The following is a 26,399-nucleotide window of genomic DNA, read 5'->3' as shown; positions in this document are numbered from 1 at the left end:
GCCCTCATGATGTACTTCGCGCGCTGGAAGACGGTCGCCATCCTCCTGGTTTGCCTGGTGGGTGTCCTCGTCAGCCTGCCCAACCTGCTGCCGCGCTCCGCTTTCCCAGGCTGGATGCCGGTGCGCCAGATCGCGCTCGGCCTCGATCTGAGGGGCGGCTCCTACCTTCTGCTGGAGGTCGATACCTCGGTCCTGCTGCGGGAAAGGCTGGAGGGCCTCGTCGAATCGACGCGCCGCGGCATGACCCAGGCCAATCCGCGCATCGCCTATACCGGGCTGAGCGCGCAGCCCGACCAGCGGCGCATGTCCCTCCGCGTCACGGATTCGGCGCAGCGCGACGCCGCGGCCCGCATCGTGCGAGAGCTCGCCAATTCGGTGAATGTCGGCGGCGGCGCCCAGGCGCCGGATATCGACGTGACCGTGGCGCCCGACGGCCTGCTGACCGCGACCGTGACCGAGGCCGGCCTGCGCGCCAAGGCGACCGGCGCGGTGGAGCAGTCCATTGAGATCGTCCGCCGCCGCATCGACGAGACCGGTGTCGTGGACGCGCTCATCGCGCGCCAGGGCCAGAACCGCATCCTCGTCCAGCTTCCGGGCGTCGAGGATCCGGGCCGCATCAAGGAGCTGCTGGGCCGCACCGCCCGCATGACCTTCCACCTGGTGGACGACACGGCCAACCTTCAGGCGGCCACGCCGCCCCCCGGCGTACTGTTCCTTCCGGGTGAGCAGACCGGCGAGCGCTACGCCGTGCGGCGCCGCGTCGAGGTCGATGGCGCGAATCTGACCGATGCGCGCGCGAGCCAGGACACGCGGACCGGCGAATGGGTGGTGAACTTCACCTTCGACAGCGTCGGCACGCGCCGCTTCAGCGAGATCACGCGGGCCAATGTCGGGCGGCCCTTCGCCATCGTGCTCGACGAAAAGGTCATCACGGCCCCGAACATCCGTGAAGCCATCACGGGCGGACGCGGCCAGATCAGCGGCAACTTCACCGTCCGCACCGCCAATGACCTCGCGGTGCTGCTGCGGGCCGGCGCCCTGCCCGCACCGCTGACGGTGGTGGAAGAGCGGTCGGTCGGGCCCGAGCTGGGTGCCGACGCCATCCGGGCCGGCATGATCAGCCTTGCCGTGGGCACCGCCTTCGTCTTCCTCTACATGGGCTTCGCCTACGGGCTCTTCGGCTGGTTCGCGAACGTCGCGCTGGCCGTCAACGTCATCCTCATGATCGCCTTCCTCTCCCTGCTGGAAGCGACGCTGACGCTGCCGGGCATCGCGGGCATCGTGCTGACGCTGGGAACGGCGCTGGACGCGAACATCCTCATCAACGAGCGAATCCGCGAGGAAGTGAAGGTCGGCCGAACGCCGATCAGCGCGCTGGAGGCCGGCTACACCAAGGCCTCCGGCACGATTCTGGACTCGAACCTGACCAACCTGATCGCCATGGCCTGCCTCTATGCCTTCGGCTCCGGCCCGGTGAAGGGCTTCGCCGTGACGGTGGCGATCGGCACCATCGTGCAGATGTGGACGGCGACGGTGCTCACCCGCCTGATGGTGGTCTGGTGGTACCGTGCGACCAAGCCGCGCGAGCTGCCGGTGATCGAGCGCCCCGGTCTGAGCCTACTGCAGCGGTTGGCCCGCCCGCTCTTCCGCATCTGCCCGGACGTCACGAAGATCCGCTTCATGCGCGGTGCCCTGATCGGCCTGGCTGTCTCGGCCGTGCTGTCCACCGCCTCGCTGATCGGCGCCTTCTATCCCGGCCTGGAGAAGGGCATCGACTTCAAGGGCGGCGTCCTCATGGAGGTGCGCACCCAGGGCCCGGCGGACCTGAACGTGCTGAGGTCGGCCACGGGCAGCCTTGGCCTCGGCGATGTGGGGCTGCAGCAGTTTGGCGACGACAGCACGCTTCTCGTCCGCCTGCCGGCCCCCGAGGACGAGGCGCAGACCCAGGCCGTGGTGTCGCGCGTGCGCACCGCTCTGGAGCAGGCCTCGCCAGGCCTGCGGATCATGCGGGTCGAGGCCGTCGGCAATCGCGTCTCGGATGAGCTCTTCATGGGCGGCATGATGGCGCTGGGCCTCAGCCTCATCGCGATGCTCATCTACATCTGGGTGCGGTTCGAGTGGCAGTTCGGTGTCGCGGCCATCATCACGCTGATCCTGGATACGACGAAAACCATCGGCTTCATGGTTCTGTTCCAGGTCGAGTTCAATCTGACGACCATTGCCGGCATCCTCACCGTCATTGGCTTCAGCGCGAACGACAAGGTGGTGGTCTTCGACCGGATGCGCGAAAACCTGCGGAAGTTCAAAACGATGCCGCTGCAGGACCTTGTCGATCTTTCCATCAACGAGACCCTGAACCGCAGCCTGGGCACCTCGATGACCCTGCTGCTCTCCGCCCTGCCACTGGCGCTGTTCGGCGGCGATACCCTGGCCGGCTTCGCCTGGGTCATGGTCTTCGGCATCGTGGTGTCGGCGTCGTCCTCCGTCTTCATCGCGGCGCCGATCGTGCTCTACACGGGCCGCGGCACGCTGCGGCGCGGCGAGGCGGATCCGGTGGCTCCCAAGGGCCAGACGGCCATTCGCTGAGGTTCCTGGATTCCCGGCGGAGTTTTTCGCCGGGAATCTGCCTCGCTTATTTATAAAATTTTAAGCTTCAGGCTTTATTTTTGCGGTCGCCGCGACGGTTGCGCACGCCCAGCGTTTAGCTTTCCAAAATGATCATCCTATGTTTGAGATCGCACAGTATTGCGTGTAATCTCTTATCTATGATCGCGGCCACGGACTGTGTCAGGTTTTGAGACGTTTCAGAGCTGGCCGTCCTCCGCCATCGGAGGTGGGCCCCCGCTGGGGCGCGTCCTGATTCTTGCCCAGGACGAAGGGCTGATCCAAGCCGCCTCCCAAACCATCCACCGCCTGCGCGGCCCGATGCCCACCATCCTGCGCTCGCAGGCCGAGGTGATGAGCGCGGTCGTGGGCAACACCACGGGCTTCACCCACATCCTCCTCGAGGATGCGGAGCTTCCCATCCAACGTGCCTTGGTGGATGCGCTGGCCGAGGCCTCGCCCCGCGCCGTCGTCTCCCCCCTCACCCCGCTGGCGGCGCTCTCGGAGAATGGTGATTTCCTCCGGGGACTTCTCGATGGCACACGACCGACCGAGCATACGAGCCTGCGCGCGCATCGCATCACCAGCGCCATGCAGGCGGGCCTCTCCGGCGATTCCCTCCTGCTCCGCTACCAGCCGATCGTCGACACGCACAGCCGCCGCCTGGTCATGGTGGAGGCGCTGGCGCGCTGGCGCAGCGATCCGGTCGCGCTCACACCCGTGAACTTCGTTCCCGCCATGGAGGAAATGGGGCTGTCCAGGATGCTGGGGGCGGCCGTGACGCGGCTCGCGGCCCGCGACCTTTCGCGCCTGCCCGGCAGGCTACCCATCGCCGTCTCGGTCAATCTCTCGGTTCCGGAGATGGAGAAGCGCGACATCGCCGCGTGGCTCGGCACGCAGATCCGCGCGTCCCGGCTGCCACGCCGGCGCATGTTCGTCGAACTCACCGAGACCGCGCCGGTGAAGGATCGTGCCCATCTGGCCCGCTCGATGCGCCGCCTCAATGCCGCAGGGCATGGCGTCATGCTGGACGATTTCCTGCTCGACGATCCCCGGCAGAACCTGCTCCATCTGCCCTTCGCCGGCATCAAGCTGGATCGCTCGCTGGTGCAGTCCCTGCCGCATTCGGCCCGAGCCAGGGAGCAGGTGCGGCGTCTGGCACGCCGGGGCCTGCAACTCACGGCAGAGGGCGTCTCCAGCCCCATGCTGTTCCGGCTTCTGAAGAATCTGGGCGTGACGCGCGCCCAGGGCTTTCTCGTCGGGCGGCCGCTGCCCATCGAGGCGCTGCAGGCCTGGAACAACCGATGGCGGAAGGTTCCGCTCAACAGCCTGAAGGAATAGGCCCGGCTGGAGTGCCAGGCCTCCCTGGCCTCAGCGATAAGCCTCGCCGTAGAGCACCATGATCTCCTCGGCATCGGGGATGCGAGGGTTGTTGCCCGGGCTGCCGGAAGCCAGCGCCTGTTCTGCCATCACCGGCAGCAGTCCGTTCCACTTGTCGGCGCCGATGCCATAGGCGGCCGGCGTGGGGACCTCCAGCTCGGTATTGAGGGCGGTCAGCTCCTCCAGCAGTTTCGCGCCGGCGACTTGGTCGGCATCGCCAGGGGCCGCGCAGCCGATGCAGCGGGCGGCCTCCGCATAGCGCGGAAGCGCATGGTTCAGGCCGAAGCGCGTCACGGCCGGCAGCAGCATCGCGTTGGAAAGCCCGTGCGGCACGTGGAAATGCGCGCCGATCGGGCGCGACATGCCGTGCACCAGCGCCACCGAGGCATTGGAGAAGGCCAAGCCGGCCAGCGTCGCCCCCAGCATCATCGCCTCGCGCGCTGCCGCGTCCTCAGGATCCTTATAGACGCGGCGCAGATGCGGACCGATGAGCCGCATCGCGCGCTCGGCATACATGTCCGACACCGAATTGGCGCGCTTGCTGACATAGGCCTCGAGCGCATGGGTCAGGCTGTCGATGCCGGTATCGGCCTTGGTGCGCGCGGGCACCGTCTTCGTGAGCTCATGGTCCACGAGCGCCGCGAGGGGCAGCGCGCCCAGGCCTGCGATGAGCATCTTCTCGTCGCGCGCGACATCGGTGATGACCGTGAAGCGCGTCGCCTCGCTGCCCGTACCGGCGGTCGTCGGCACGCAGATGACCGGCAGCGCGCCCTGATCGGCGGCGTAGGGCACCTTGAACGTGCTCATGGGCGTGCCGGACGGCGCTGCGGCCAGGATCGCCATGGCCTTGGCCGTGTCCATCGGGCTGCCGCCGCCGAAGCCCACCAGCACGTCGAAATCGCCGGCCTGCAGCACCGCCACGCCCTGCGCCACGACAGTATCGGTCGGGTCCGGCACGGTCTCATGGAAGACGCCGGGCGACATGCCGGCCGCACGCAACGGCTCCAGGCATTTCTCCACCGTGCCGGAGCTGACCATCCAGGGGTCGGTCACGACCAGCGGGCGGGAAAGGCCGAACTGCTTCAGCAGGTCGCCCAGGCGGGAGAGGCTGCCGCCGCCGATGATCATCTGGCGGGGCGCAACGATGGACTGGATCATGGCGGGGAGGTTAGACGCCGCCCGCCGCCGCGGCATAGAGGGCCATTCGCTGCGCGGCCTTTTCCGTGAGCCCGCCGCTGAAATCCAGCCCCGCGGGCGGCAGCTGTCCCGCGAAATGGCAGGCGACGCCGTCGGTCAGCGGCGGATCCTTCTCCTTGCAGATCTGCTGTGTGAAGGGGCAACGCGTGTGGAACCGGCAGCCGGAAGGCGGGTTCAGCGGGCTCGGCAGGTCGCCGCCCAGGGGTTGCACCCTGCCCCGCCGCGCCGGATCCGGATGCGGAATCGCCGCCAGCAGCGCGCGCGTATAGGGATGCCGCGGATTGTCGAAGAGCTCGCGCTTTTCCGCGACCTCCACGATCCGGCCCAGATACATCACCGCGATCCGGTCCGCGACGTGCTTCACGACCGCGAGGTCATGGGCGATGAAAAGATAGGAAAGGCCGAGCCGCTGCTGCAGGTCGCGCAGCAGGTTCACCACCTGCGCCTGGATGGACACGTCCAGCGCCGAAACCGGCTCGTCGCAGACCACCAGGTCGGGCTCGACCGCCAGGGCCCGCGCGATGCCGATGCGCTGCCGCTGCCCGCCCGAGAATTCATGCGCGTAGCGTTGCGCGTGATAGGGCGCGAGGCCGACCAGCTTCAGCAACTCCTCGACGCGTGCGCGGCGGGAGGCGGCGTCGCCGATATTGTGGACCTCCATCGGCTCCATGATGGTCTGACCCACCGTCAGCCGCGGGTTGAGCGAGGCGTAGGGATCCTGGAAGACGATCTGCGCACGGCGCCGGAACGCCTTCAGCGTGGCGCCGCCCAGCTTCGTGATGTCCGTGCCCTCGAAGCTGACGCTGCCCGTGCTGGGCTCGATCAGCCGCAGCACCAGCCGTGCGGTGGTCGACTTGCCGCAGCCGCTTTCGCCGACCAGCGCCAGGGTCTCGCCGCGCTTCAGCGTGAAGGAGACGCCGTCGACCGCACGCACCACGCCGACCTGCTTCGCGCGGATCAGGCCCTTGCGGACGGGATAGTGCTTGGCGAGGTTCTCGACCTCGAGGAGCGTTCCGCCGTCGCCCGACCGGTTCACGCCGCTCATGCCGCAACGCTCTCTTCGACGGGGGCGCGGAGGCAGGCGGCCTCGTGGCCGGCGGTGATCTCACGCAGCAGCGGCACCTCAGCGCGACAGGCATCGATGGCGAAGGGACAGCGGGGATTGAAGCGGCAGCCGGGCGGTAGCGCGAAGGGGGGTGGAACCGTGCCCTGAATGGCCAGCAGCCGCTCGCGATCCTCATCCAGGCGCGGGATGCTGCCCAGCAGTCCCAGCGCATAGGGGTGCTGCGGATCCTCGAAGAGCGCGCGCGCCGTGGTGCGCTCGACGACGCGGCCCGCATACATCACGGCGACGTCATCGGCCATTTCGGCGATCACGCCGAGGTCATGGGTGATGAGGATGATGGACATTCCCGTCTCGGCCTGCAGGTCTCGCAGCAGGTCCAGGATCTGCGCCTGCACCGTCACGTCCAGGGCCGTGGTCGGCTCGTCGGCGATGAGCAGGCGCGGGGAGCAGGCCAGCGCCATGGCGATCATCACGCGCTGACGCATGCCGCCGGAGAGCTGGTGGGGATATTCGTCGAACCGCCGCTCCGGCGAGGGGATGCGCACCCGCTCCAGCGCCGCGATCCCGCGCTCGCGCAGTTCCGCCTTGCTGGCCTTGGGCTCATGGACCCGGATGCCCTCGGTGATCTGGAAGCCCACCGTGTGCACGGGGTTCAGCGAGGTCATCGGCTCCTGGAAGATCATGCCGATGTCGCGGCCACGCACCTTGCGCATCTCGTTGTTGGAGAGGCCGGCGAGGTCCCTTCCCTCCAGCAGCACCCGCCCGGAGGCGATGCGGCCTGGATGGGCGATCAGCCGCATGATCGACAACGACAGCACCGACTTGCCGCAGCCGCTCTCCCCCACGATGCCGAGCGTCTTGCCGTGCTCGACCTCGATCGACACGCCATCGACGGCGGTCACGTCGCCGCCCGAAGTGCGGAAGACGGTGCGGAGATCCTGGACCTGGAGCAGCGGCTGGCCGCCGCCCCCCGGCGCTGCCTGCGACATCACAGCCACTTGAACGTCGGCGCCGCGATCTTGTCGACCGGTCGATGCGCCCAGTCCTGCTGCGGCGCCTTGGCCACGACGCGCTTCTGCGCCTCGGAGAGCGCCAACGCCGCGGCCTGGAAGTCCATGGTCAGCACCTTGCCGTCGCCCACAACCTTCAACCCATCCACATAGACATCGCGGATGGCACGATCGCCGGCGGCGTAGATCAGCGCGCGCACCGGATCATGGTTGGGCTGCATGCGCGGATGCTGCGCATCCACCAGCACGAAATCGGCGCGGCAGCCGGGCGCGAGACGCCCGATATCGTCGCGCCCGAGGGCCCGCGCGCCGCCGATGGTGGCGGCATCGAAGATCTCGGAGGTCGTGGTGGTCCGCGGATCATTCGCCTGGGTACGGGCGAGATAGGCGACCAGCCGGAGCTCATCCACCATGTTGTGCGGATAGGTGTCCGTGCCCACGCCCATGTTCACGCCGCTGCGGCGATAGCGGCCGAAGTCGCGCAGCGTGATACCGCGCCGCGCGAAGACCGTCGGGCAATGCGCGACCGTGGTCCCCGTCTCGGCGAGGATCGAGATGTCCCGCTTCGTGTGCCACGGCGTGCTCGGATGGTCGTCGAGGAAGATGCCGTGGCCGATGATCGCCTTCTCGTCGAGCAGGCCCATCTCGTGCAGCCACTGGATGGGCGTGAAGCCATGGCGGCGCGTGATCTCGTGGAATTCCACGACGGATTGCGCCGCGTGGATCTGCCAGGAAATGCCGCGGGCCTTGGCCTCGGCCCGGCTGTCCCGCAGGAGCTCCGGCGCACAGGTGTCGATCTGCGCGGGGCAGGCCATGCCGAAGAGGCGGCCGGAGGGATGCTGCTCGGCGCGCTGGATGAGGGTGAAGGCCTCCTCCATCGCCTTCACGCCGGCGGCCTCGTCCCATTCGTATTCGACGACGTGGCCGTTCTTCGTGAACCACCGCGCCGACTTGAACATCGGCGCGATGCAGACGCGCATGCCGGAATCGGCCAGCAGGTCGAGCCAGCCCGGATGCGCCATGGAGAGGTCCGCCAGCGTCGTGACGCCGCTCAGCAACAGCTCGGACAGCGCCACGCGCACGCAATCAGGCACCGCCTCGGCATCGGTCCGGAAGATCGGCATGTATTCGTAGAGCGAGGAATTATAGAGGCCGGGACTGCCGATCTCGTCGATCAGCCCCTTGTTCATCGGCTCGCTGCTCGGATGCGAGTGGATGTTCACGAGCCCGGGCATGACCATGAGGCCACTACCCGAGATCACTTCGTCCGCCACGCCCTCGTAGCCTCGGCCGACGAAGCGCAATACCCCGCCTTCGAAGGCGACGTCGCCCCCCGGAAGATAGGCGTGGCGCTTCTCAGCGGCGTCCCAGGCGACGACGAGATCGGCGCCTTTGATGAGCGTGACGGTCATGGCAGCGACTCCCTTAGTTCAGCGAACGACGCGCAGGTCGAGGCCCTTGTAGATTCCGATTCCGTAGAGGCCGTGCGCCCGCACGCCCTCGACGCGATTGGTCGAGAAGACGGAGAGTTGCAGGCGCGCCAGCGTCAGCCAGGGCGCCTCCTCGGCCATCTGCCGCTGGACATTGGCCACCGCCGCCGTGCGCGCCGCCGGATCCGTGCCGCGCCGGGCTTCCTCGAGCCAGCCATCGGTCTGCGGGCTGTTCCAGTTCATGCGGTTGGGCGTGGGCCGGCTGGCGCTGTGCCAGTAGAGGGACAGCGCATCCGTGGTGGAGATGTACGGGTAGCTCATCATGAACGCCCCGAACTCCTGGGTCGCGAGACGGCCCCAGGCCACGGTCGCATCAAACAGCTGCACCCGCATCTCGATGCCGACCTGGCGCAGACCCTGCTGAATGATCTCAGCGGAGCGCTGATTGGCGAGGTTGTTGATCGCATAGAAGAGGAAGGTGGCGCGCTGGCCGTCCTTCACTCGGACACCGTCGGAACCGACACGCCAGCCCGCCTCGTCGAGCGTGCGCCGGGCGGCCGCGGGATCATAGTTCGGCACCATCGCGTCGGACTGCGCATCATAGTCCAGCGCGTTCGGGTTGATCAGGTTGCGTGCCGGCATGGCATTGCCCGACCAGACGGCGCGGACGAGGCCGGCACGATCCACCGCCATATGCGCGGCGCGACGGATGGCAGGATCGCTCACCACGGGCTGATCGACCTTGAACCCCATGAAGGCATCCCAGAAGTAGTTGGGCTGCGTCGCCACGCGGATGGTCGGAACGCGGCGAAGCGTCGCCCAGAAGGCTTCCGGGATATACTGGGTGATATCGGCCTGACCGGCCTGCAGCGCCGCGACGCGCGCGGCGGCTTCCGGGATCACGCGCCAGACGATGCGCTCGACATGGGCCGGGCCGCGGTTCTCGAGGGACGGCGGACCCCAGCGGTAGTTGGGGTGGCGCGTCAGCACCATTTCGGTGCGGGGCGTCCAGCTGGACCAGCAGAAAGGTCCCGTGCCGTTGAAGCCCTGAACGCCGAAATTGTCGCCCAGGCGCTCCACCGTCGCGCGGTCGAGGATCGAGCCGAAGAACTGGCTGAGCTGGGGAAGCAGCTCGCCGAAGGGCTCGTTCAGCTCGTACTCGACCGTGTAGGGGTCGACCGCGCGAACCTCCTTCACATTGCCCGCGCGCCAGGCGACGGGCGAGGCGACGCGCGGCGTGGTCCGGCCAATCCAGCGGTTGATGCTGAACACCACGTCATCGGAGGTGAGCGGCTTGCCGTCGCAGAAGGTGACGTCGCGGCGCAGATGGAAGGTATAGGTCTTGCCGTCGGGGCTCACTTCCCAGCGCTCGGCGAGGCCGGGCTGAACCGTCCGCATGTCGAAGTCCATGTTGACCAGCGTGTCGGACATCATGGAGACGACCTCGCCGCCGGCCAGCGCCGTCGAGCGATGCGGATCGTAACGATCGCTGTCGATCTCGCGCATGATCGTGATCTGGTTGCGCGGCTGCGTCTGCGCCTGCGCCGTCACGGTGACACCCAGGGCGGCCAGACCGCCCATCGCTACACGTCGCCAATTCTTGAGCATATTTCCTGTCTCCCAGTAAATTTCCGAACCCTCAGGTCCGGCGGTTCAGATCCGCAGGCGCGGGTCGAGTGCGTCGCGCAGCGAGTCTCCCAGCAGGTTGAAGGCCAGCACGATGGCGAAGATCCCGAGCGAGGGGATCACGCTGATATGCGGCGCGATGAAGAGGAAGTTGCGGCCCTGTGCCGCCATGGCGCCGAGCTCGGCCATCGGCGGCTGCGCGCCCAGCCCGAGGAACGACAGTGCGGAACCCAGCAGGATCACCTGCCCCAGCCGCAGCGTGGAGAAGACGAAGATCGCCGAAAGGCAGTTGGGCGCGAGGTGCCGGAAGATCAGCCGGGTATCGCTCATGCCGATGGCCCGCGCGGCCTCGATGTAGTCGAGCCCCATCACCACCAGGGCGGAGCCGCGCACGATGCGCGCCATCAGCGGCACGGTGGCGATGGAGAGCGCGATGATGACCGAGGTCAGCCCCGGCCCGAAGATCGCCGCCAGCGCGAGGCCGAAGAGGATCGCCGGGAAGCTGAGCAGGATGTCCATCAGGCGCATCAGCAGCCCGTCCACCCGGCGGTAGAAGGCCGCGATGAAGCCGATCACGGCGCCGATCGTGCCGCCGATGACCAGCGAGGCGAGGCCCATGCCGAGCGTGACACGCAACCCGTAGAGCATGCGCGACAGCATGTCCCTGCCCTGCCCGTCCGTGCCGAACCAATAGGCGGCCGAAGGGGGCGACATGATCTCCATCAGGTCGGTGTCGAAGGGATCACGCGGGGCGATCAGCGGCGCGAAGATCGCCGCCAGCAGGATCAGCACCACGAAGACGAGGCTGATGGCCCCGCCCGTGTCCCGCATCAGCATGCGGAAGACGGAAGGCCGGCGCGGCGCCTGGCTGGCGGCGGGAATGGTCGTGGCGCTCATGACTGCCTCACGCGAGGATCGAGGACCGCGTAGAGCAGGTCGACAACGAGGTTCACGAGGATGAAGCCCGCGCTCAGCACGATGATGGTGCCCTGGGCCATGGGGAAATCGGCCGAGAGGATGGCCCCCACCGCCAGGCGGCCGACGCCGGGCCAGGAGAAGATGGTCTCCGTCACCACCGCGCCGCCCAGCAGGAAGCCGATCTGCAGGCCGATCAGCGTGACCACGGGGATGAGCGCGTTGCGCAGCGCGTGCCGGCTCACCACCAGGTGTTCGGGCAGGCCCTTGGCGCGCGCCGTGCGGACATGCTCGGCCGAGAGCGTGTCCACCACCGCGGTGCGCGTCATGCGGGCCACCGGCCCTATGAAGACGCCGCCCAGGGTGATGGCCGGCAGGATCACGGCGAGCAGCCCATCCAGCGTCCACAAGGGTCCTCCCCGCCCGGTGAAGGGCAGCAGGTTCCACTGAAAGCCGGCGAACCAGATCAGCACCAGGCCCAGGAAGAAGACCGGCACCGAAACGCCGACGATGCTCACCGCCATGATCGCCTTGTCGAGCAGCGAGCCGCGCCAATAGGCACCAAGCGTACCCAGCAGGATGCCCGTCGGGATCGACCAGATGAGCGCCGCCAGCATGAGTTCCAGCGTCGGGCCGATCGTGTTGCCGAGCTCCTCCGTCACCGCGACGTTGTTGATGATCGACACGCCCAGGTCACCCTGCGCGAGCCGCCCGAGATATTTCAGGAACTGGAGATAGATCGGCTGGTCGAGGCCGAGCTCCGCGCGGATCTCCGCGATCACCTCTGCCGACGCCTGCGGCCCCGCACGGACCGTCGCCGGATCCGTGGGAACCACCTGCATCAGCAGGAAGCCGATCAGCAGCACACCGAAGAGCACCGGGATCGCGAGGCCGATGCGATGCAAAGCATGGCGCAGCATCAGGCGAAGGCCCCGTGACGGTCGAAGATGGGAACGCCGCCACGCAGCGTGAGGTCCGTCTCGATCTGCAGGTACTCCTCCGGCGCGACTTCAGTGATGTCGCGCGAGAGGACGGCGATATCCGCATCCATGCCGGGCTCGAGCGTGCCGCGCACGCCCTCGGCGAAGGTCGAATGGGCGCCGCACCACGTGTAGCAATGCAGCGCCTGCTGGAGGGACAGCCTCTCTTCGGCACCCAGGACCGTCCCCCGGTTCGTCTTGCGCGTGACCATGGTGAAGAGGTTGGCGAAGGGATCGACCGTGGAGACGGGGGAGTCGGACGAGGCGGCCGGGTGATGCCCCTCCTCCAGCCAGGTCCGCATCGGGTAGGCCGCCTCGGTGCGGGCAAGGCCGAGGTTCTTCACGTAGAGATCGCCGAATTCGTACATGAAGACCGGCTGCGGCACGGGCAGGATGCCGCGCGCCTTCATCCGCCGTCGCTGATCCTTGGTGATGAAGCCGCAATGCTCGATCCGGTGGCGGCGCTCGGGCGTGGCACCCGCCTCCTCCATGCCGGTCAGGACCTGCTCGATCGCCGCGTCGCCGATGGCGTGGATATCGAGCTGCCAGCCCTGCTCGTGATACTTCTTCAGCAGGGCGTGGATGGTATCGGTCGGGAAGGTGAAGACGCCCGTGCCGCCGCCTGCGCTCGCGAGGTAAGGCTCGAAGAACGCCGCCGTGAGGCCGCCCGCGCTGCCATCGGCAAAGACCTTCGCAGCACCCCAGCGCAGCAGCGCGTCAGGGTCGCCGCCGGTCTGCCAGGGGCGCATGCCGGCCTCCCAGGCCTTGTCGCCGATCCCCTCGGGATTGCCGGCCAGCACGAGCCACATGCGCTGCAGGCAGCGGTTGTCGCGCGCCGCGCGCTCGAAAGCGGCTACCTCGGCAAGGTCGGCCGTCATGCCGACATTCATGTCGGTCGCCGAGGCGAAGCCGAGGGCGGCCAGGTGACGGCCGGCAGCCTCGATCGCGTCGACCATCCGGTCTTCGCTCGGCTCGGGCATCGCCGCCTTGATGAGGCTGAGCGCGCGCTCCTGGATGAGGCCGGTCAGCGCGCCGTCGCGCTTCTCGATCACGCCGCCCTCGGGCTCGGGCGTGTTGTGGCCGATGCCTGCCGCCCGCAGCGCCGCCGTGTTGGCGACGCCCATATGACCGCAGGTCCGCACGATGAAGACGGGATGGTCCGGTACCGCGGCGTCGAGCTCTCCCACCGTGGGATGCCGGCCAATGTCGAGCGCCGCGTGATCGTAGCCACGGCCCACCACCCATTCGCCCTTGGGCCGCGTGGCGGCGGCGGCGCGCAGCCGGGTCCGGACCTCGTCCAGCGAGCGGACTTCCTCGGCACGCAGATTCACCATCGAGAGGCCGAGCCCGAAGGGCAGCAGATGCATATGCGCTTCGTTGAAGGCGGGAATGGCGGCACGGCCCCCGAGATCCACGCGTCGCGTGTCAGGGCCCGCCAGCGCCTCGATCTCCCAGCGCCGGCCCACGGCGAGGACCTTGCCGCCGCCAATCGCCATCGCTTCGGCTACGCCGCCGGCGAGGCCACGGAAAACCGTTCCGCCGGTGAAGATCGTCTCTACGATCAATTTTTGGTTCCCGTTTCCTGTTGGGGAGGATCGTCGTGTGCCCTCCTCCGCGCGTCAACCGCGACAATGGAACCTTCGACACGGCGATGTCCCGCGTGGCAGGCTTCTTGGGCAACCGGGAGAGCGTCTTGCCGTCCGCTTGGGCAGACCGGGCATTCGGCACTCGCATCAAGAACAGGAAAACGAAACGCCATGTATCGCCGCGCGCTTCTCGCCGCCTCCGCCCTTCTGCCGGCCGCCGCACAGGCCCAGAATGCGGGCGGCTTCACACCGCAAAATCCGGAATGCATCGCCGGCGCGGCACCGGGCGGCGGCTTCGACATTTCCTGCCGGCTGACGGCGCGGATGTTGAACGAGACGGGCATCGTCGGCCCTTCGATCCGGACTCAAAACATGCCGGGCGGAATCGGTGCGGTGGCGATCAATCACATCAATGCACAGCGGCGCACCGATCCGAATGTGATCGTGGCCGTCTCCACCGGTTCGTGGGTCAATATGGCGACCGGGCGCTTCGGCCGCTTCGGCGAGAACGACGTGCGCTGGATCGGCGCGATCGGTGCGGATTACGGCGTCATCGCCGTGAAGAAGGACAGCCCCTACGCCACCTTGACCGATCTGGTGACGGCACTGCGCGCGAATCCGGGCGGCGTGCCGATGGGCGCGGGCGGCGCGGTGGGCAGCCAGGACTGGACGAAGGCCGCCCTCGTCGCCCGCGCCGCCGGGGTCGATCCGCGCCGCATGCGCTACGTGCCCTTCGAGGGCGGCGGCCAGGCGCTCGCCGCGCTGCTCGGCGGCCATATCCAGATGGCGCCCGTCGATGCCTCCGAGGCGCGCGGGCAGTTCGAGGCGGGCGAGATCCGTCTGCTCGCCGTCCTCGCCGCCGAGCGGCTGCCGGGCACGCTGTCCAGCGTGCCGACGGCCAAGGAACAGGGTTTCGACGCCGAATGGCCCATCGTGCGCGGTTTCTACGGCCCGCCGCAAATGCCCGACGCGGCCTATAATTTCTGGGTCAACGCGCTGCGCCGCCTCACCGCGCATCCCGACTGGCCGGACCAGCGGGCCGCGCAGGGCCTCTTCGAATTCAACCTGGTGGGCGCCGAATACGAGGCGCTGGCGAAGCGCCGGACCGCGGAGTTCCGGCAGCTCGCGCGGGATGTGGGCCTCGTCAGCCAGTGAGCCCGGAGGGTCCGCGTCTCTCGGCCGATCGCCTGCTGGGCGTGGCGCTGATCGTCATCGCCGGGCTGACGCTGTGGTCCGCCCAGTCACTGGTCGTGGCCTTCGCGGCCGATCCGCTGGGGCCCAAGGGATTTCCTTCCGCCGTCGCCACGATCCTCGCGGTCTGCGGGGCCTTGCTGCTGTTTGGTCGCGGGCTACCCTTCGCCTGGCCTGAGCGGCGGGCGGCGCCCTTCCTGCTGCTGGTTGTCATGGCCGCCTATGCCCTGCTGCTCGAGCCGCTGGGCTTCCTCCTTGCCACTGCCGGCCTCGCCCTCGGCGTGGCGCTGCTCTTCGGCGCGCGCCTCTGGATGGCCCTGCTCACCAGCGCCGCGACGAGCGCCGCGCTCTGGGCGCTGTTCGACAAGCTGCTGGACCTGCCACTGCCCAAGGGAATCCTCGGCGCATGATGGAGACCTTCTCCGCCCTCGGCGGCGGCTTCACCGTGGCGTTGACGCCGATGAACCTGGCGCTCGCCTTCCTCGGCTGCATCATCGGCACGGCGATCGGCGTGCTGCCCGGCATCGGGCCGCTGAATGCCATCGCGCTGCTGCTGCCGTTCTGCCTCGCCCTGCGCTTGCCGCCCGAAAGCGCGCTGATCCTGCTGGCCGCGGTCTATTACGGCTCGGGCTATGGCGGCCGCATCACCGCGATCCTGCTGAACATGCCAGGCGAGCCCTCTGCCGTGCTGACGACGCTGGACGGGCATCCGCTCGCCAAGCAGGGCCGCGGCAGCGCGGCGCTGGCCATCTCGGGCATCGGCAGCTTCGTGGGCGCCACGCTCTCCGTGATCCTGATGAGCTTCCTTTCGGTGCCGCTGGCGCGGATCGCCGTCTCCTTCTCGCCGGCCGACTATGTCGCGCTGATCGCCTTCGCGCTGTCGCTGCTGGGCGCCGTCGGCGGGGCCTCGGCGCCCAAGGCCTGGGCCGCGGGTTGCCTCGGCATCCTGCTGGCGCTTGTCGGCGTGGATTCAGGCACGGGGGTGGAGCGCTTCACCGCGGGCTCCATCGAGCTGCTGGGCGGCATCGACTTCACGGTCCTCGCGGTCGGGCTTTTCGCGATCGGCGAGATCCTGCTGCTGATCGAAACGAAGCTCCGGACCGAGGCCGCGAAGCTCGGCAAGGGCCAGCGGCTGACCTTCCGGGAGCTGGTCTTCTGCCTGCCCGCCATGCTGCGCGCGACGGGCATCGGCTTCGTCATCGGCGTGCTGCCGGGCGCCGGCGCCTCGGTGGCCTCCGCCCTCTCCTACACGGCGGAAAAGCGCCTGCACGAAAGCGAGGGTACCTTCGGCAAGGGCGACCTCCGCGGCGTGGCGTCGCCGGAGACGGCGGATAATGCGGCGCAGATCGGCAACCTCGTGCCCATGCTCTCGCTCGGCATCCCGGGATCCGGGACGACGGCCGTGCTGTTGGGCGCGCTGCTCATGTACAACATCACGCCGGGCCCCCTGCTCTTCACGCAGCGGCCGGATGTGGCCTGGGGCCTCATCGCCTCGATGTATATCGGCAATGCGATGCTGCTGCTGTTGAACCTGCCGCTGGTGGGGATCTTCGCGCGGCTGCTGACGGTCCCGGCCTGGGTGCTCTACCCGGGCGTCCTCGCGCTCAGCTTCGCCGGCGTCTATGCGGTCAGCAATTCGGCTTTCGACCTGCTGATGGCCATCGGCTTCGGCGTCATGGGCTGGCTGTTCCGCAAGCTGGACGTGCCGCTGGTGCCCATCGTGCTGGGCTTCGTGCTGGGCCGCATGCTGGAGGACAATCTGCGCCGCGCGCTGTCGCTTTCCGACGGCAACGTAGCGGAGCTCCTGGTCTCACCGGTTTCCATCGCGCTCTGGGTCATGACCCTGGTCGCGGTGCTTTGGCCGCTGCGGGCGCGGTTGGTCCCGCGCCGCGCCGTCGCCTCCTGAGCCGACCTACCCCTGCAGGAAGGGGTTGGTCCGCCGCTCGGTGCCGAAGTCAGAGCTCGGCCCATGGCCGCAGACGAAGCCGATCTCGTCGCCGAGCGGCAGGAGCTTCGTCTTGATGGCGTTGATCAACGCGTCGTGGTCGCCATAGGGAAAGTCGGTCCGGCCGATCGAGCCCTGGAACAGCACGTCGCCGACGAAGGCCACGCGCAGCGCCGTGCTCACATAGACGAGGCTGCCCGGCGAATGGCCCGGGCAATGCAGCACCGCGAATTCCGCACCGCCGATGGTGACGGTATCGCCTTCGTCGAGCCAACGGTCGGGCACGAGGTTGCGCGAGCCGTCGAGCCCATAGGCGCGGCCCTGCTGCTCCAGATGGTCGAGCAGCATCTTGTCACCGAGCTGCGGGCCGATGACCTCGATACCGGTCCGCTCGCGCAGTTCGTCGGCGCCGCCGGCATGATCGATATGGCCGTGGGTCAGCAGGATCTGCACCAGCTTCAGGCCGAGCTTGTCGACCTGCGCCAGGATCTGGCCGACATCGCCGCCCGGATCGATGACGGTCGCTTCCTTGGTCGTGTCGTCCCAGACCAGCGTGCAGTTCTGCTGGAAGGGGGTCACGGGGATGATTCCAGCCTTGAGGGCCATGGGGTGCTCCGGAAACGCCGGACTCCCGGTTATCACCCGGGCAGCCGGATCGCCACCCTCAGCCCGCCTTCCTCGCGATTGTGCAGCGTCACCTCCCCCCCATGGGCGCGCAGGATGCTGCGCGCGATTGTAAGGCCGAGGCCGGTGCCGCCCGTCTCGCGGTTGCGGCTTCCCTCGATCCGCTGGAAGGGCTGGAAGACCTTCTCGTGCGCGGCCTCGGGGATGCCGGGGCCCGTATCGTCCAGCAGCATGACCACGCTCTCGCCCCGGCGATCCAGGGTCAGCCGCGCGGCATCGCCATACTTCAGGGCGTTGCCGACGAGGTTGGAGAGCGCCCGCTTCAGCGCCATGGGCCGGACGCGCAGCACCAGATGCTCGGGCCCCTCGAAGGCGATTTCCTCGGCGTGCTCCGGGCTGGCATCGGCCGCCTCATCCAGCACGGTGCGGGCCAGGCTCGCGAGGTCGACGGAGCTGGCCGGCTCATTGGCCGCATCGTCCCGTGCGAAGGCCAGGGTAGAGGCGATCATCGCCTCCATCTCCGCGAGGTCGGCCAGCATCTTGGCCCGCTGCTCGTCGTCGTCCAGGAACTCGGCACGCAGGCGCAGCCGGGTGATGGGCGTGCGCAGGTCGTGGCTGATGGCGGCTAGCATCTGCGTACGGTCGGCCACGAAGCGCCGGATATTGGCGGCCATGGTGTTGAAGGCCGCCGCCGCGGTGGCGATCTCCTCCGGCCCGGTTTCGGGCAGCGCCGGCGCATTCACATCGCGGCCCAGCCTCTCGGCCGCAGCCGCCAGATCCGCCACCGGCCGCGTCAGCCGCCGCACGCCCCACCAGACCAGCAGCGCCGCCGTCACCGACATGGCGATGAAGGCGATCAGGAAGGTGTCCGAATGCCAGGGCCGCGGATGCGGATGCCGGAAGGTCAGGTTCAGCCAGCCCTGGTCCGGGAAGCGCATGGAGACGGCGAAGCTGTGCGGCCCGAGCTGGCCGGAATGGATCTCTGTTGCCCGGTAGCGCCTGGGCGGCGCGGGCAGCGTCCCGGGCGCTGCGGTGTCCAGCCGGAAATGCCGCGCCATCTCGATCGGGATCGGGCGCAGGTTGCGCGGCGTGGTCGCCTGGGCGTCGTAGGAGGCGATCAGCGTCGAAGGCAGGTCGGCCTCGGCGATGATCGTCGCGCGGCGCTCGGGCGGCGAGATGATCAGCGCGCGCCAGAGGTTGAAGGACCGCACCGCATTCTCGCGTGCCTCCGAGGCCCGCTGCAGCTCGACGCGGTCGAAGGCATGGATGGTGAGGCCCAGCGCCTGCACGGCCATCAGGCCCAGCAGGAGCACCAGGGCCGTGCGCCCCCCCAGGCTGGCCGGCCAGAAGCGCCGCGCGAGGCCGGACAGCACTCAGGCGCGCTCGACGGTCGCGGAGAGCACGTAGCCGCCGCCGCGCACCGTCTTGATGACCGAGGGGTTCCGCCCGTCATCCTCCAACTTGCGGCGCAGGCGGGAGACCGCGACGTCGATCGCGCGGTCGAAGGGCCCAGGCTGCCGGTTGTGCAGCAGGTCCATGAGCATGTCCCGCGTCAGCACGCGGTTGGCGCGCTCGAGCAGCGTGGTCAGCAGCTCGTATTCGCCGCCTGTCAGCGGCACCTCCGCGCCCTGCGGGTTCAGCAGACGCCGACGGGAGGTTTCCAGCAGCCAGCCGGCGAAGCGGAGATTGGCGCCGGAATCCTCGGCAGGTCCCGCAGCCTCGCCGCCATTCTGGGCCCGGCGCAGCACGGCGCGAATCCGCGCCAGGAGCTCGCGGGGGTTGAAGGGCTTGGCCATGTAGTCGTCGGCCCCGAGCTCGAGGCCGACGATGCGATCGGTCTCCTCGCCCATGGCCGTGAGCATGACGATGGGCACGTTGGACTGGCTGCGCAGCCAGCGCGCAACGTCGAGGCCGGATTCGCCGGGCAGCATGAGGTCGAGCACCACCAGGCTGTAGCGCGCGAGCGGCCAGACCCGCCGCGCATCACGAGCGTCGCGGGCCAGCGTCACCCGCAGGCCCTGCTTCTCCAGGAAGCGCCCGAGGAGCTCGCGGATCTCGCGATCGTCGTCGACAACAAGGATGTGGGGGGCAGGTTCCATACGCATCATGTTACAACTGCCCCGGATTTCATTGGGTGGCCAATTGTAACAACCCGTACCGTTTCCGCCCTCCTCAGTGACCGTCGCATATCGCGCAGGTCCACCGATGGCTTCCTGCCCCGTCTCGGTGGCTTGGGCATCAACGGCTTGACCTGCGCCCACTCCTCATCCGTCAGATCAGATGGGTAGCGTTTCCCTCTCGGGTCCACATCCGAGTTTGAATAACCTCATCCACGACGCACCAACCCATTCTCAAACAGTCACTAACCAATGCGTCGGCACTGTAGCTCAGATTTTCTGAAAGCCGGCGTAACCATCGAACTGATGCGCGGTCTGGCTCATAGGCTGCAATCGTTCGGCAGCGGAAATCTCATGAGCAGCACAGGCCGTGATGAAAATAAATAGCCAGGCAACATTATCAACCAATCCATTTCATGCCGCTCCACTTTCCTAGATATTTAAAAAGTTTATTGGACATCAACATCCCATAAAGGTAACCAGGACTATAATACGCAGGTTCTTTATTAAAGAAATCTTGCATTTTTAATTTCGCAAATTTGAAATCATTTTCAATAAGTTGAATAGCATTCTCTTCTTCCAGTGCAGCAAGATAACAAAAGACCACGTGTTCAGAGCAGAATAAGCCAAATTCTCCTCCACTTAATGTTTTTTCTATAACCGCGTTCAATCTATTTTTATTTTTACTTTCAACAATAGATGGAAATAAAGAAGACACTGCACCTTTTCCATTATATACTATTTTATTGCCTAGAAATGTTAATTTAGAATTTACCTCATCGGCGGCCATTGCAACTTGTCTGTAATTGCAGCGGAAAACTGCATATGTATATGTCGAATTTTCCCCAGAAAGGCTGTGTTGCTGTAGGCCTTTCCCGTTCATTTCGGCGATCATGGTGCTCGAAGTGGCTAACCCGGCATGCGTCCAGAGACTATGATCTCCAGCCAAAATACTCTGCCCAATATTTATTGCGTTATTAACCAAAGTACCGTCCGCCATTTTTACAAGTATATCGCCAGCTTCTAAATTTCCTACTGACGGCGTGGTTGGGGTCGTGAAAAACCGATCCCGGATAAGTGAAGTAATCTTATAGTTCGGCGTAACTTTATATATATACTTAAGGTCCACGACACACTCCCCGACATTTTTCGGCATGCATGCTATCAACCCTAGGTTGAATGTTCTATAAAAAATTACCTTTAAAATCTTTTTGCAATAAAATTATATGCAAATAAAGTTAATGACTTAATCTGCATCGAAGTAGTTAGGATTAGCACTGCATCATCAAAGCAATAACCGTAGACGGGCTCTCCTGCCTGGCCGCACCTCCCCCTAGCGGCACCTATCCGTGCCCCGTCCAGTGGCGAACAGCCTATCCTTTTTGCCACTGCCTCCCCCCATGGTGGGATTAAGTCTGACTGACTTGGCGCCGATATGTGGGTTCTCGGCCATTGGTATTTGGCATGCCAATATCTGTCCTCGGCTAATACTTTTCCTCCTCAATGACTGTTGAGAATTCAGCGATGGGTGATCCTACGCAGGAGGAGGGCGCTCATGACGAGATGAATCACGGCTTCTGAGACGTCGAAGCGTTGCTCGTAATCTCGGATGAGGCAGCGCCATCGGATCATCCAGCCGAAGATCCGCTCCACCCCCCAGCGTCGTGGGAGGATGTGAAATCCCTTTGGATCTGAGCGCCTCACGATCTCGACAACGAAGTCGAGGAGGCCGCCTTGTCCATCAGTCTCGTTCGATCGTAGCCCGCCTCCGCCAATAGGTGCCTGAGCCACGGCCAGCGCTTGCGGATGGCGGGCAGGATTGCCTGGGCGCCGGCACTGTCCGACACATCGGCCGGGGTGAGATGGACCATGAGCAGCCGCCCATCGGTGTCCACGGCGACATGGCGTTTGCGTCCGACGATCCGCTTGCCGCCGTCATAGCCGCGCACCTCGGCGAAGGGGGCTTTCACCGTCTGGCTGTCGAGAACCCCGCCGCTGGGCTTGCCTCCCGCCCCGCCGCCCCGCGATCCAGCATCCGCCAGCCACCGCCCGAGCGCGCCAGATAGCGGATCGCGTTCAACAGCTCGCGCAGGTCCACCGATGGCTTCCTGCCCCGTCCCGGTAGCTTGGCGGCTCGACCTGCGCCCCCTGCTCACCCGAAGATCAGACGGGCAGCGCTTCGTCTTGCGGGCAATCTCGGCCATCCGGCGGCGCGTCTCTCGGGTCCATATTCCGAGCTTGAATCACCTCATCCACGACGCGCCAACCCGTTCTCAAACAGTCATTAAGAGGAGACGATCGACCGCGCTCCGGGTGATATCGCTATAGGTCAATCCTCCGATAACGGGTTTCAGGCCGGTGTTGATGATGGTCCGATTGCCGGCGAACATTGCGCCTTTCCGACGCTGAATGCGTTCTGGCTCGTGGGCGTGTGCCCGCTTCTCGCCAAGCGCTTTCGCATCAAGCTCGTCAACGATCGCGTCGGTCGCATGGCTGAAGGTGGGTTGACCGCCTTGCGTAGCACCACGGACGCGCCCGTGGCGGCTATCCCAAACAGCTTGTCTTTCAGCGAGACGGCCGCAAAAGCTGCTTGGGTAATTTCGATTTTCTTCGTCGAGACGAGCTTTTTCACCCCGTCCGCCATCGTGATCTCGGCGTCGACGACTGGGCTAGCCCCTCGCCGGAACTGCACCAGTCGGATTGCGGGGTCGACGGGATGCGGAGTAAAGACGGTTCGCTGCGTCATGACGCGCACGCGGGTGTGGCGGAATTGGTCCACGCAGGAGACTCAAAATCTCCCGGTCGCAAGACCTTGCCGGTTCGAGTCCGGCCACCCGCACCATCTGGCCAGACCCCGAGCCGCCGCGGACCTTCCGATGATGGCTATTCCGCCGCGCTGGCCCGCACGGGCAGGCGCCAGTTCGGCCGCACGAAGTGGCAGGTATAGCCGTTCGGAATCCGCTCCAGGTAATCCTGGTGCTCGGGCTCGGCCTCCCAGAAGGGGCCTGCCGCGGCGACTTCCGTCACCACCTTGCCCGGCCAGAGGCCCGAAGCCTCCACGTCGGCGATGGTGTCGAGGGCAACGCGCTTCTGCTCGTCATCCGCATAGAAGATGCCCGAACGGTAGCTGAGGCCCCGGTCGTTGCCCTGACGGTTGGGCGTCGTCGGGTCATGGATCTGGAAGAAGAATTCCAGGAGCCGCCGGTAGCTGATGCGCGTGGGGTCGAAGACGATCTCGATCGCCTCGGCATGGGTGCCGTGGTTCCGGTAGGTCGCGTTCGGGACGTCGCCGCCCGAATAGCCGACCCGCGTGGAGACCACGCCGTCCAGCCGCCGGATCAGGTCCTGCATTCCCCAGAAGCAGCCGCCAGCAAGGATGGCACGCTCGGTCATGGGAGATTCCTTCGTCGGTTCGCCGGATGATGTGGCCGCGCCGCTGCCGGGATGCAACGGGCGGCGATTTCAGTGTTGGGCACCCGCCGCCGCGTTGCCACCCCCCAAGACGTCGCGCATGCTGATCGCGGCACGGCGTCGTGCCGGGAGCCGGGGGCAAGGCATGCGTGGATCGGTGGTGGTGCTCGGCGCAGGAATGGTGGGCGTGTCCGTCGCCCTCCACCTGCGGCGGAGGGGGTGCGACGTGGTGCTGGTGGACCGCCAGGGCCCCGGCGAAGGCGCTTCCTTCGGCAATGCCGGGCTGATCCAGCGCGAGGCCGTCTATCCGCACGCCTTCCCGCGCACCATCTCGGAGCTGCTGCGCATCGCGCGGAACAATTCCGTGGATGCCTATTACCATCCGCTCGCGCTGCCCTCCTACGCCTCGCCGCTGCTGCGCTACTGGTGGCATTCGGAGCCGGCGCGCTATGCGCAGATCGTCCTCGCCTGGTCGGAGCTGATCCGCACCTGCTGCGACGAGCACCTGGCGCTCGCGAAAGGCACGGAGGCGATGGAGCTGATCCGCTCCGTCGGCTTCCTGCGGCTCTACAACGATCCCGTCGCGCTCGAAGCCGCCATCGCCGCGGCCGAGGTCGGCAAGCGCGACCACGCCGTGGGCTTCGACGTGCTGGACGGCGACGGCGTCGCGGCGGCCGAGCCGCATCTGCTGGTCCGGCGCGTGGGCGCCCTGAACTGGACGGACCCTCTCTCGGTCACCGATCCGCATGGGCTCACCCTCGCCTATTGCCGGCAGTTCCTGGATGCCGGCGGCCGCTTCGTCCTGGGCGACGCGACGACGCTCGCCGCCCAGGGGGCGGGCTGGAAGGTGCATACGCAGGAAGGGCCGGTGGAGGCCGCGCGGGTCGTCGTCGCGCTCGGGGCCTGGGCGCCGAAAGTGACCGGGCCGCTGGGCTACTCGCCGCCGCTCTTCGGCAAGCGCGGCTACCATTACCACTACGGCATGCAGGGCAATGCGGTGCTGAACCGCCCCATCCTCGACGCGAATGCGGGCTTCACCCTCATGCCCATGCGCGCGGGCATCCGCCTCACCAGCGGGGCCGAGTTCGCCTTCACCGACGGCGCCAAGACACCCATCCAGCTCGAGCGCGCGGAGCCGCTGGCGCGGCGCCTGCTGCCCCTGGCGGACCGGGTCGAGGCCGAGCCATGGATGGGCATCCGGCCTTGTATGCCCGACATGATGCCGGTGATCGGGCCCTTGCCGCGCCGTCAGAGCGTCTGGTGCGCCTTCGGCCACGGCCATCAGGGCCTGACTCTGGGGCCGACGACCGGCCGCCTGGTCGCCGAGATGATGACGGGCGAGGTACCCTTCCTGGATCCGGCGCCCTATCGGCCGGAGCGGTTCTAACCCCCGCGCTTCTGGCCCTGCCCGGGCAGCGCCCGCTCCACCAGCGCACGGCAATGCGCCACATCCGGCGGCGCGAGGAAGAGGATGCGATACATGATCGGCGCGACGACGAGGTCCAGCACCGCCTCGACGTCGAGGCCGGCCTCGCCGCGGGCCTCCGCCCGGTCTGAGATCGCCTGCAGCTGCTCGTAGGTATAGCCGCAGCAGCGTTCGGCATTGTTCTCGGTGGGGCTCGCCATCACGTCGCGGATCATCGCCCGCCCCACTTCGGAGGACATCTCCTCCGCATATTGCTCCGCCCAGGCCAGCAGGTCCGACTTCGCCGTGCCGGTATCGGCGGGCTCGGCGGCGGGGCGCAGGCGCTTCACCGCGACGTCGGAAAGCAGTTCGCCGAGATTGCCCCAGCGCCGGTAGATGGTGGAGGGCGTGACGCCCGCACGCTCCGCGATGACGGGGATGGTGAGCTCCGCCCGGTCCATCTGCTCCAGCAGGGCATCCACCGCCGCATGCACCGAGGCCTGGATCCGCGCGCTGCGCCCGCCGGGGCGTACCCTTTCCTTGACGACCACATCCCTTCTCCGCGTTGCGGTGCACGCATGGCTGCCACTAACGCAAAAAATTTGCATTAATCCCGGCGAGGGCCATCATCCGCTTAACGCCAATTCTTGGCATTAAGGGATCGCAAGCTCCGATGTCCAGCACCAACCCCTGCATGGCGGTCGGGGAAGCCATTCCCTCCCGCGCCATGCTCAGCTTCGGCGCCGTCGCCCTCGGCACCATCCTCGCCGGATCGAGCGCGCCCACGCCGCTCTACCGGCTCTACCAGGAGGAGATGGGTTTCCCGCCCCTCATCCTCACCCTGATCTTCGCGGCCTATGCGCTGGCCCTGCTGGTCGCGCTGCTGACCGCGGGCTCCCTCTCCGACCATATCGGGCGGCGGCCGGTGATCTCGGCGGCGCTGCTGCTGGCGGCCGGCGCCATGGTCCTCTTCGCCACCGCGGAGACACCCGCGATGCTCGTGGCGGCCCGGGTCGTCCAGGGCCTCTCGGCCGGCATGGGCGCGGCCGCTCTGGGCGCGGCATTGCTCGATGCCGACCGTGCCCGCGCGCCCATGGTCAACAGCATCGCCCCCTTCGCCGGGATGGCCGCCGGCGCGCTGGGCGCAAGCCTGCTGGCCGCCTATGCGCCGCTGCCGCACCAGCTCGTCTACCTGCTGCTGCTGGCGGCCTTCCTGACGCAGGCGGCGCTGATCTGGTGGATCCCCGAGACCGCCGCACGGCGGCCGGGCGCCCTCGCCTCCCTGCGGCCGCATGTGGAGGTGCCACCGCAAGCCCGGCGCACCTTGCTCGCCATCACGCCGATGAACCTGGCGGCCTGGGCCGCGGGCGGCTTCTACCTTTCGCTGATGCCCTCGCTGCTGCGGGCCGTGACGGGCGTCTCCTCGCCGCTCATCGGCGGGGCCGTGGTGGCCCTGATGACGCTGAGCGCGGCCGCTGCCGTGCTGGTGTGGCGCGGCCTGCCGCCGCAGCGTGCCCTCGCGGCCGGCGCCGGCTCCCTCTCGTTCGGCGTGCTGGCGCTGCTGCTCGGCGCGCAGACCGGCTCGGTGCCGCTGCTGATCGCGGCCGCCGTGCTCATCGGCGGTGGGCTGGGCGGAGGGTTCTTCGGCGCCTCGCGCAGCCTGCTGCCGCTGGCTGCCCCGCAGGAGCGGGCCGGGCTTCTGGCCGCCTTCTACGTGCAGAGCTACCTGGCTTTCAGCCTGCCCGCTCTGCTCGCTGGGCTGATGGTGCAGACCATCGGCCTCGTGCCCACCACCCATGTCTTCGGCGGGGCGGTCTTCCTTCTCTCGGCGGGTTCGCTCGCCGCGATGCGGGTGCGGTCGGACCCCGCGCAGCCCTGAGCCGGTAACGGTCCGACGCAACCTCGCGGCCCT

Annotated in this window: 22 protein-coding genes, 1 tRNA gene and 1 pseudogene; 8 read left to right on the top strand and 16 right to left on the bottom strand. The window is 67.3% G+C overall.

Features of this window, described 5'->3' with window-relative positions:
- Window positions 1-6 precede the first annotated feature (6 nt).
- Together secD and KHU32_RS11060 are read left to right on the top strand one after the other, a co-directional pair.
- A complete protein-coding gene (secD, locus tag KHU32_RS11065; protein ID WP_213670153.1) occupies window positions 7-2,586 on the top strand; it encodes a protein translocase subunit SecD in 2,580 nt (859 codons plus the stop codon).
- Window positions 2,587-2,925: 339 nt separating this feature from the next.
- Complete coding sequence (locus tag KHU32_RS11060; protein WP_213670152.1) at window positions 2,926-3,945, top strand: EAL domain-containing protein; 1,020 nt, start codon at window positions 2,926-2,928, stop codon at window positions 3,943-3,945.
- 30 nt (window positions 3,946-3,975) lie between these two features.
- On the opposite strand, the gene KHU32_RS11055 is transcribed toward KHU32_RS11060, so the two are convergent.
- The 8 genes from KHU32_RS11055 to KHU32_RS11020 are packed head-to-tail and all read right to left on the bottom strand — an operon-like array spanning window position 3,976 to window position 13,773.
- Window positions 3,976-5,142, bottom strand: coding sequence for an iron-containing alcohol dehydrogenase (locus KHU32_RS11055; RefSeq protein WP_213670151.1), 1,167 nt, complete (start codon window positions 5,140-5,142; stop codon window positions 3,976-3,978).
- Window positions 5,143-5,152: 10 nt separating this feature from the next.
- Complete coding sequence (locus KHU32_RS11050; RefSeq protein WP_213670150.1) at window positions 5,153-6,226, bottom strand: ABC transporter ATP-binding protein; 1,074 nt, start codon at window positions 6,224-6,226, stop codon at window positions 5,153-5,155.
- Window positions 6,223-7,236 carry an ABC transporter ATP-binding protein gene (locus tag KHU32_RS11045; RefSeq protein WP_213670149.1) on the bottom strand — a complete coding sequence of 338 codons (1,014 nt, stop codon included), beginning with the start codon at window positions 7,234-7,236 and terminating at the stop codon, window positions 6,223-6,225. Before KHU32_RS11045 ends, KHU32_RS11050 begins: the two co-directional genes overlap by 4 nt.
- Window positions 7,236-8,669, bottom strand: coding sequence for an amidohydrolase family protein (locus tag KHU32_RS11040; protein ID WP_213670148.1), 1,434 nt, complete (start codon window positions 8,667-8,669; stop codon window positions 7,236-7,238). Before KHU32_RS11040 ends, KHU32_RS11045 begins: the two co-directional genes overlap by 1 nt.
- Before the next feature lie 18 nt (window positions 8,670-8,687).
- On the bottom strand, window positions 8,688-10,295 hold the full coding sequence (locus KHU32_RS11035) for an ABC transporter substrate-binding protein (RefSeq protein ID WP_249680963.1): 1,608 nt from the start codon (window positions 10,293-10,295) through the stop codon (window positions 8,688-8,690).
- Window positions 10,296-10,340: 45 nt separating this feature from the next.
- Window positions 10,341-11,210 carry an ABC transporter permease gene (locus KHU32_RS11030; RefSeq protein ID WP_213670147.1) on the bottom strand — a complete coding sequence of 290 codons (870 nt, stop codon included), beginning with the start codon at window positions 11,208-11,210 and terminating at the stop codon, window positions 10,341-10,343.
- Window positions 11,207-12,148: an ABC transporter permease gene (locus KHU32_RS11025; RefSeq protein ID WP_213670146.1), complete on the bottom strand. Its 942-nt coding sequence runs from the start codon at window positions 12,146-12,148 to the stop codon at window positions 11,207-11,209. The genes KHU32_RS11030 and KHU32_RS11025 overlap by 4 nt, the downstream gene beginning before the upstream one ends.
- Window positions 12,148-13,773: an amidohydrolase gene (locus KHU32_RS11020; protein ID WP_249680962.1), complete on the bottom strand. Its 1,626-nt coding sequence runs from the start codon at window positions 13,771-13,773 to the stop codon at window positions 12,148-12,150. Before KHU32_RS11020 ends, KHU32_RS11025 begins: the two co-directional genes overlap by 1 nt.
- 192 nt (window positions 13,774-13,965) lie before the next feature.
- Between KHU32_RS11020 and KHU32_RS11015 the strand changes: the two genes are divergently transcribed.
- The 3 genes from KHU32_RS11015 to KHU32_RS11005 are packed head-to-tail and all read left to right on the top strand — an operon-like array spanning window position 13,966 to window position 16,891.
- The gene (locus KHU32_RS11015; RefSeq protein WP_213670145.1) at window positions 13,966-14,949 is read left to right on the top strand and encodes a tripartite tricarboxylate transporter substrate binding protein; all 984 of its coding nucleotides are present in this window, start codon (window positions 13,966-13,968) and stop codon (window positions 14,947-14,949) included.
- Entirely contained in the window at window positions 14,946-15,395 is a 450-nt protein-coding gene (locus KHU32_RS11010; RefSeq protein ID WP_213670144.1) for a tripartite tricarboxylate transporter TctB family protein, read from the top strand. The genes KHU32_RS11015 and KHU32_RS11010 overlap by 4 nt, the downstream gene beginning before the upstream one ends.
- The gene (locus KHU32_RS11005; RefSeq protein WP_249680960.1) at window positions 15,392-16,891 is read left to right on the top strand and encodes a tripartite tricarboxylate transporter permease; all 1,500 of its coding nucleotides are present in this window, start codon (window positions 15,392-15,394) and stop codon (window positions 16,889-16,891) included. Before KHU32_RS11010 ends, KHU32_RS11005 begins: the two co-directional genes overlap by 4 nt.
- A gap of 6 nt (window positions 16,892-16,897) precedes the next feature.
- Here KHU32_RS11005 and KHU32_RS11000 read toward each other — a convergent pair whose 3' ends face one another.
- The 6 genes and pseudogenes from KHU32_RS11000 to KHU32_RS10975 all read right to left on the bottom strand — a co-directional run bounded on the left by KHU32_RS11000 (window position 16,898) and on the right by KHU32_RS10975 (window position 22,450).
- Window positions 16,898-17,536 (bottom strand): MBL fold metallo-hydrolase, encoded by a 639-nt coding sequence (locus tag KHU32_RS11000; protein ID WP_213670143.1) that lies wholly within the window; start codon window positions 17,534-17,536, stop codon window positions 16,898-16,900.
- A gap of 32 nt (window positions 17,537-17,568) precedes the next feature.
- On the bottom strand, window positions 17,569-18,927 hold the full coding sequence (locus KHU32_RS10995; protein ID WP_347265540.1) for an ATP-binding protein: 1,359 nt from the start codon (window positions 18,925-18,927) through the stop codon (window positions 17,569-17,571).
- On the bottom strand, window positions 18,928-19,653 hold the full coding sequence (locus KHU32_RS10990) for a response regulator (protein ID WP_213670142.1): 726 nt from the start codon (window positions 19,651-19,653) through the stop codon (window positions 18,928-18,930).
- A 418-nt stretch (window positions 19,654-20,071) separates the two neighbouring features.
- Window positions 20,072-20,800 (bottom strand): hypothetical protein, encoded by a 729-nt coding sequence (locus KHU32_RS10985; protein ID WP_213670141.1) that lies wholly within the window; start codon window positions 20,798-20,800, stop codon window positions 20,072-20,074.
- Window positions 20,801-21,189: 389 nt separating this feature from the next.
- Window positions 21,190-21,902 (bottom strand): annotated as a pseudogene (locus KHU32_RS10980) (IS5 family transposase).
- A 119-nt stretch (window positions 21,903-22,021) separates the two neighbouring features.
- On the bottom strand, window positions 22,022-22,450 hold the full coding sequence (locus KHU32_RS10975) for a hypothetical protein (RefSeq protein ID WP_213670140.1): 429 nt from the start codon (window positions 22,448-22,450) through the stop codon (window positions 22,022-22,024).
- On the opposite strand from KHU32_RS10975, the gene KHU32_RS10970 reads away from it, so the two are divergent.
- Window positions 22,427-22,513, top strand: a tRNA-Leu gene (locus tag KHU32_RS10970). The two genes, KHU32_RS10975 and KHU32_RS10970, sit on opposite strands and share 24 nt — an antisense overlap.
- Before the next feature lie 41 nt (window positions 22,514-22,554).
- On the opposite strand, the gene msrA is transcribed toward KHU32_RS10970, so the two are convergent.
- Window positions 22,555-23,064 carry a peptide-methionine (S)-S-oxide reductase MsrA gene (gene msrA, locus KHU32_RS10965; protein WP_213670139.1) on the bottom strand — a complete coding sequence of 170 codons (510 nt, stop codon included), beginning with the start codon at window positions 23,062-23,064 and terminating at the stop codon, window positions 22,555-22,557.
- 118 nt (window positions 23,065-23,182) lie between these two features.
- On the opposite strand from msrA, the gene KHU32_RS10960 reads away from it, so the two are divergent.
- Window positions 23,183-24,469, top strand: coding sequence for an NAD(P)/FAD-dependent oxidoreductase (locus KHU32_RS10960; protein WP_347265539.1), 1,287 nt, complete (start codon window positions 23,183-23,185; stop codon window positions 24,467-24,469).
- Here the strand turns inward: KHU32_RS10960 and KHU32_RS10955 are convergent.
- The gene (locus KHU32_RS10955) at window positions 24,466-25,038 is read right to left on the bottom strand and encodes a TetR/AcrR family transcriptional regulator (RefSeq protein WP_213670137.1); all 573 of its coding nucleotides are present in this window, start codon (window positions 25,036-25,038) and stop codon (window positions 24,466-24,468) included. The two genes, KHU32_RS10960 and KHU32_RS10955, sit on opposite strands and share 4 nt — an antisense overlap.
- 122 nt (window positions 25,039-25,160) lie before the next feature.
- Between KHU32_RS10955 and KHU32_RS10950 the strand changes: the two genes are divergently transcribed.
- On the top strand, window positions 25,161-26,366 hold the full coding sequence (locus KHU32_RS10950) for an MFS transporter (protein WP_213670136.1): 1,206 nt from the start codon (window positions 25,161-25,163) through the stop codon (window positions 26,364-26,366).
- Window positions 26,367-26,399: the final 33 nt, after the last annotated feature.

Source organism: Roseococcus pinisoli (assembly GCF_018413645.1).
Classification (GTDB): Bacteria; Pseudomonadota; Alphaproteobacteria; order Acetobacterales; family Acetobacteraceae; genus Roseococcus; species Roseococcus pinisoli.
This window is presented reverse-complemented; position numbering and strand designations above follow the sequence as displayed.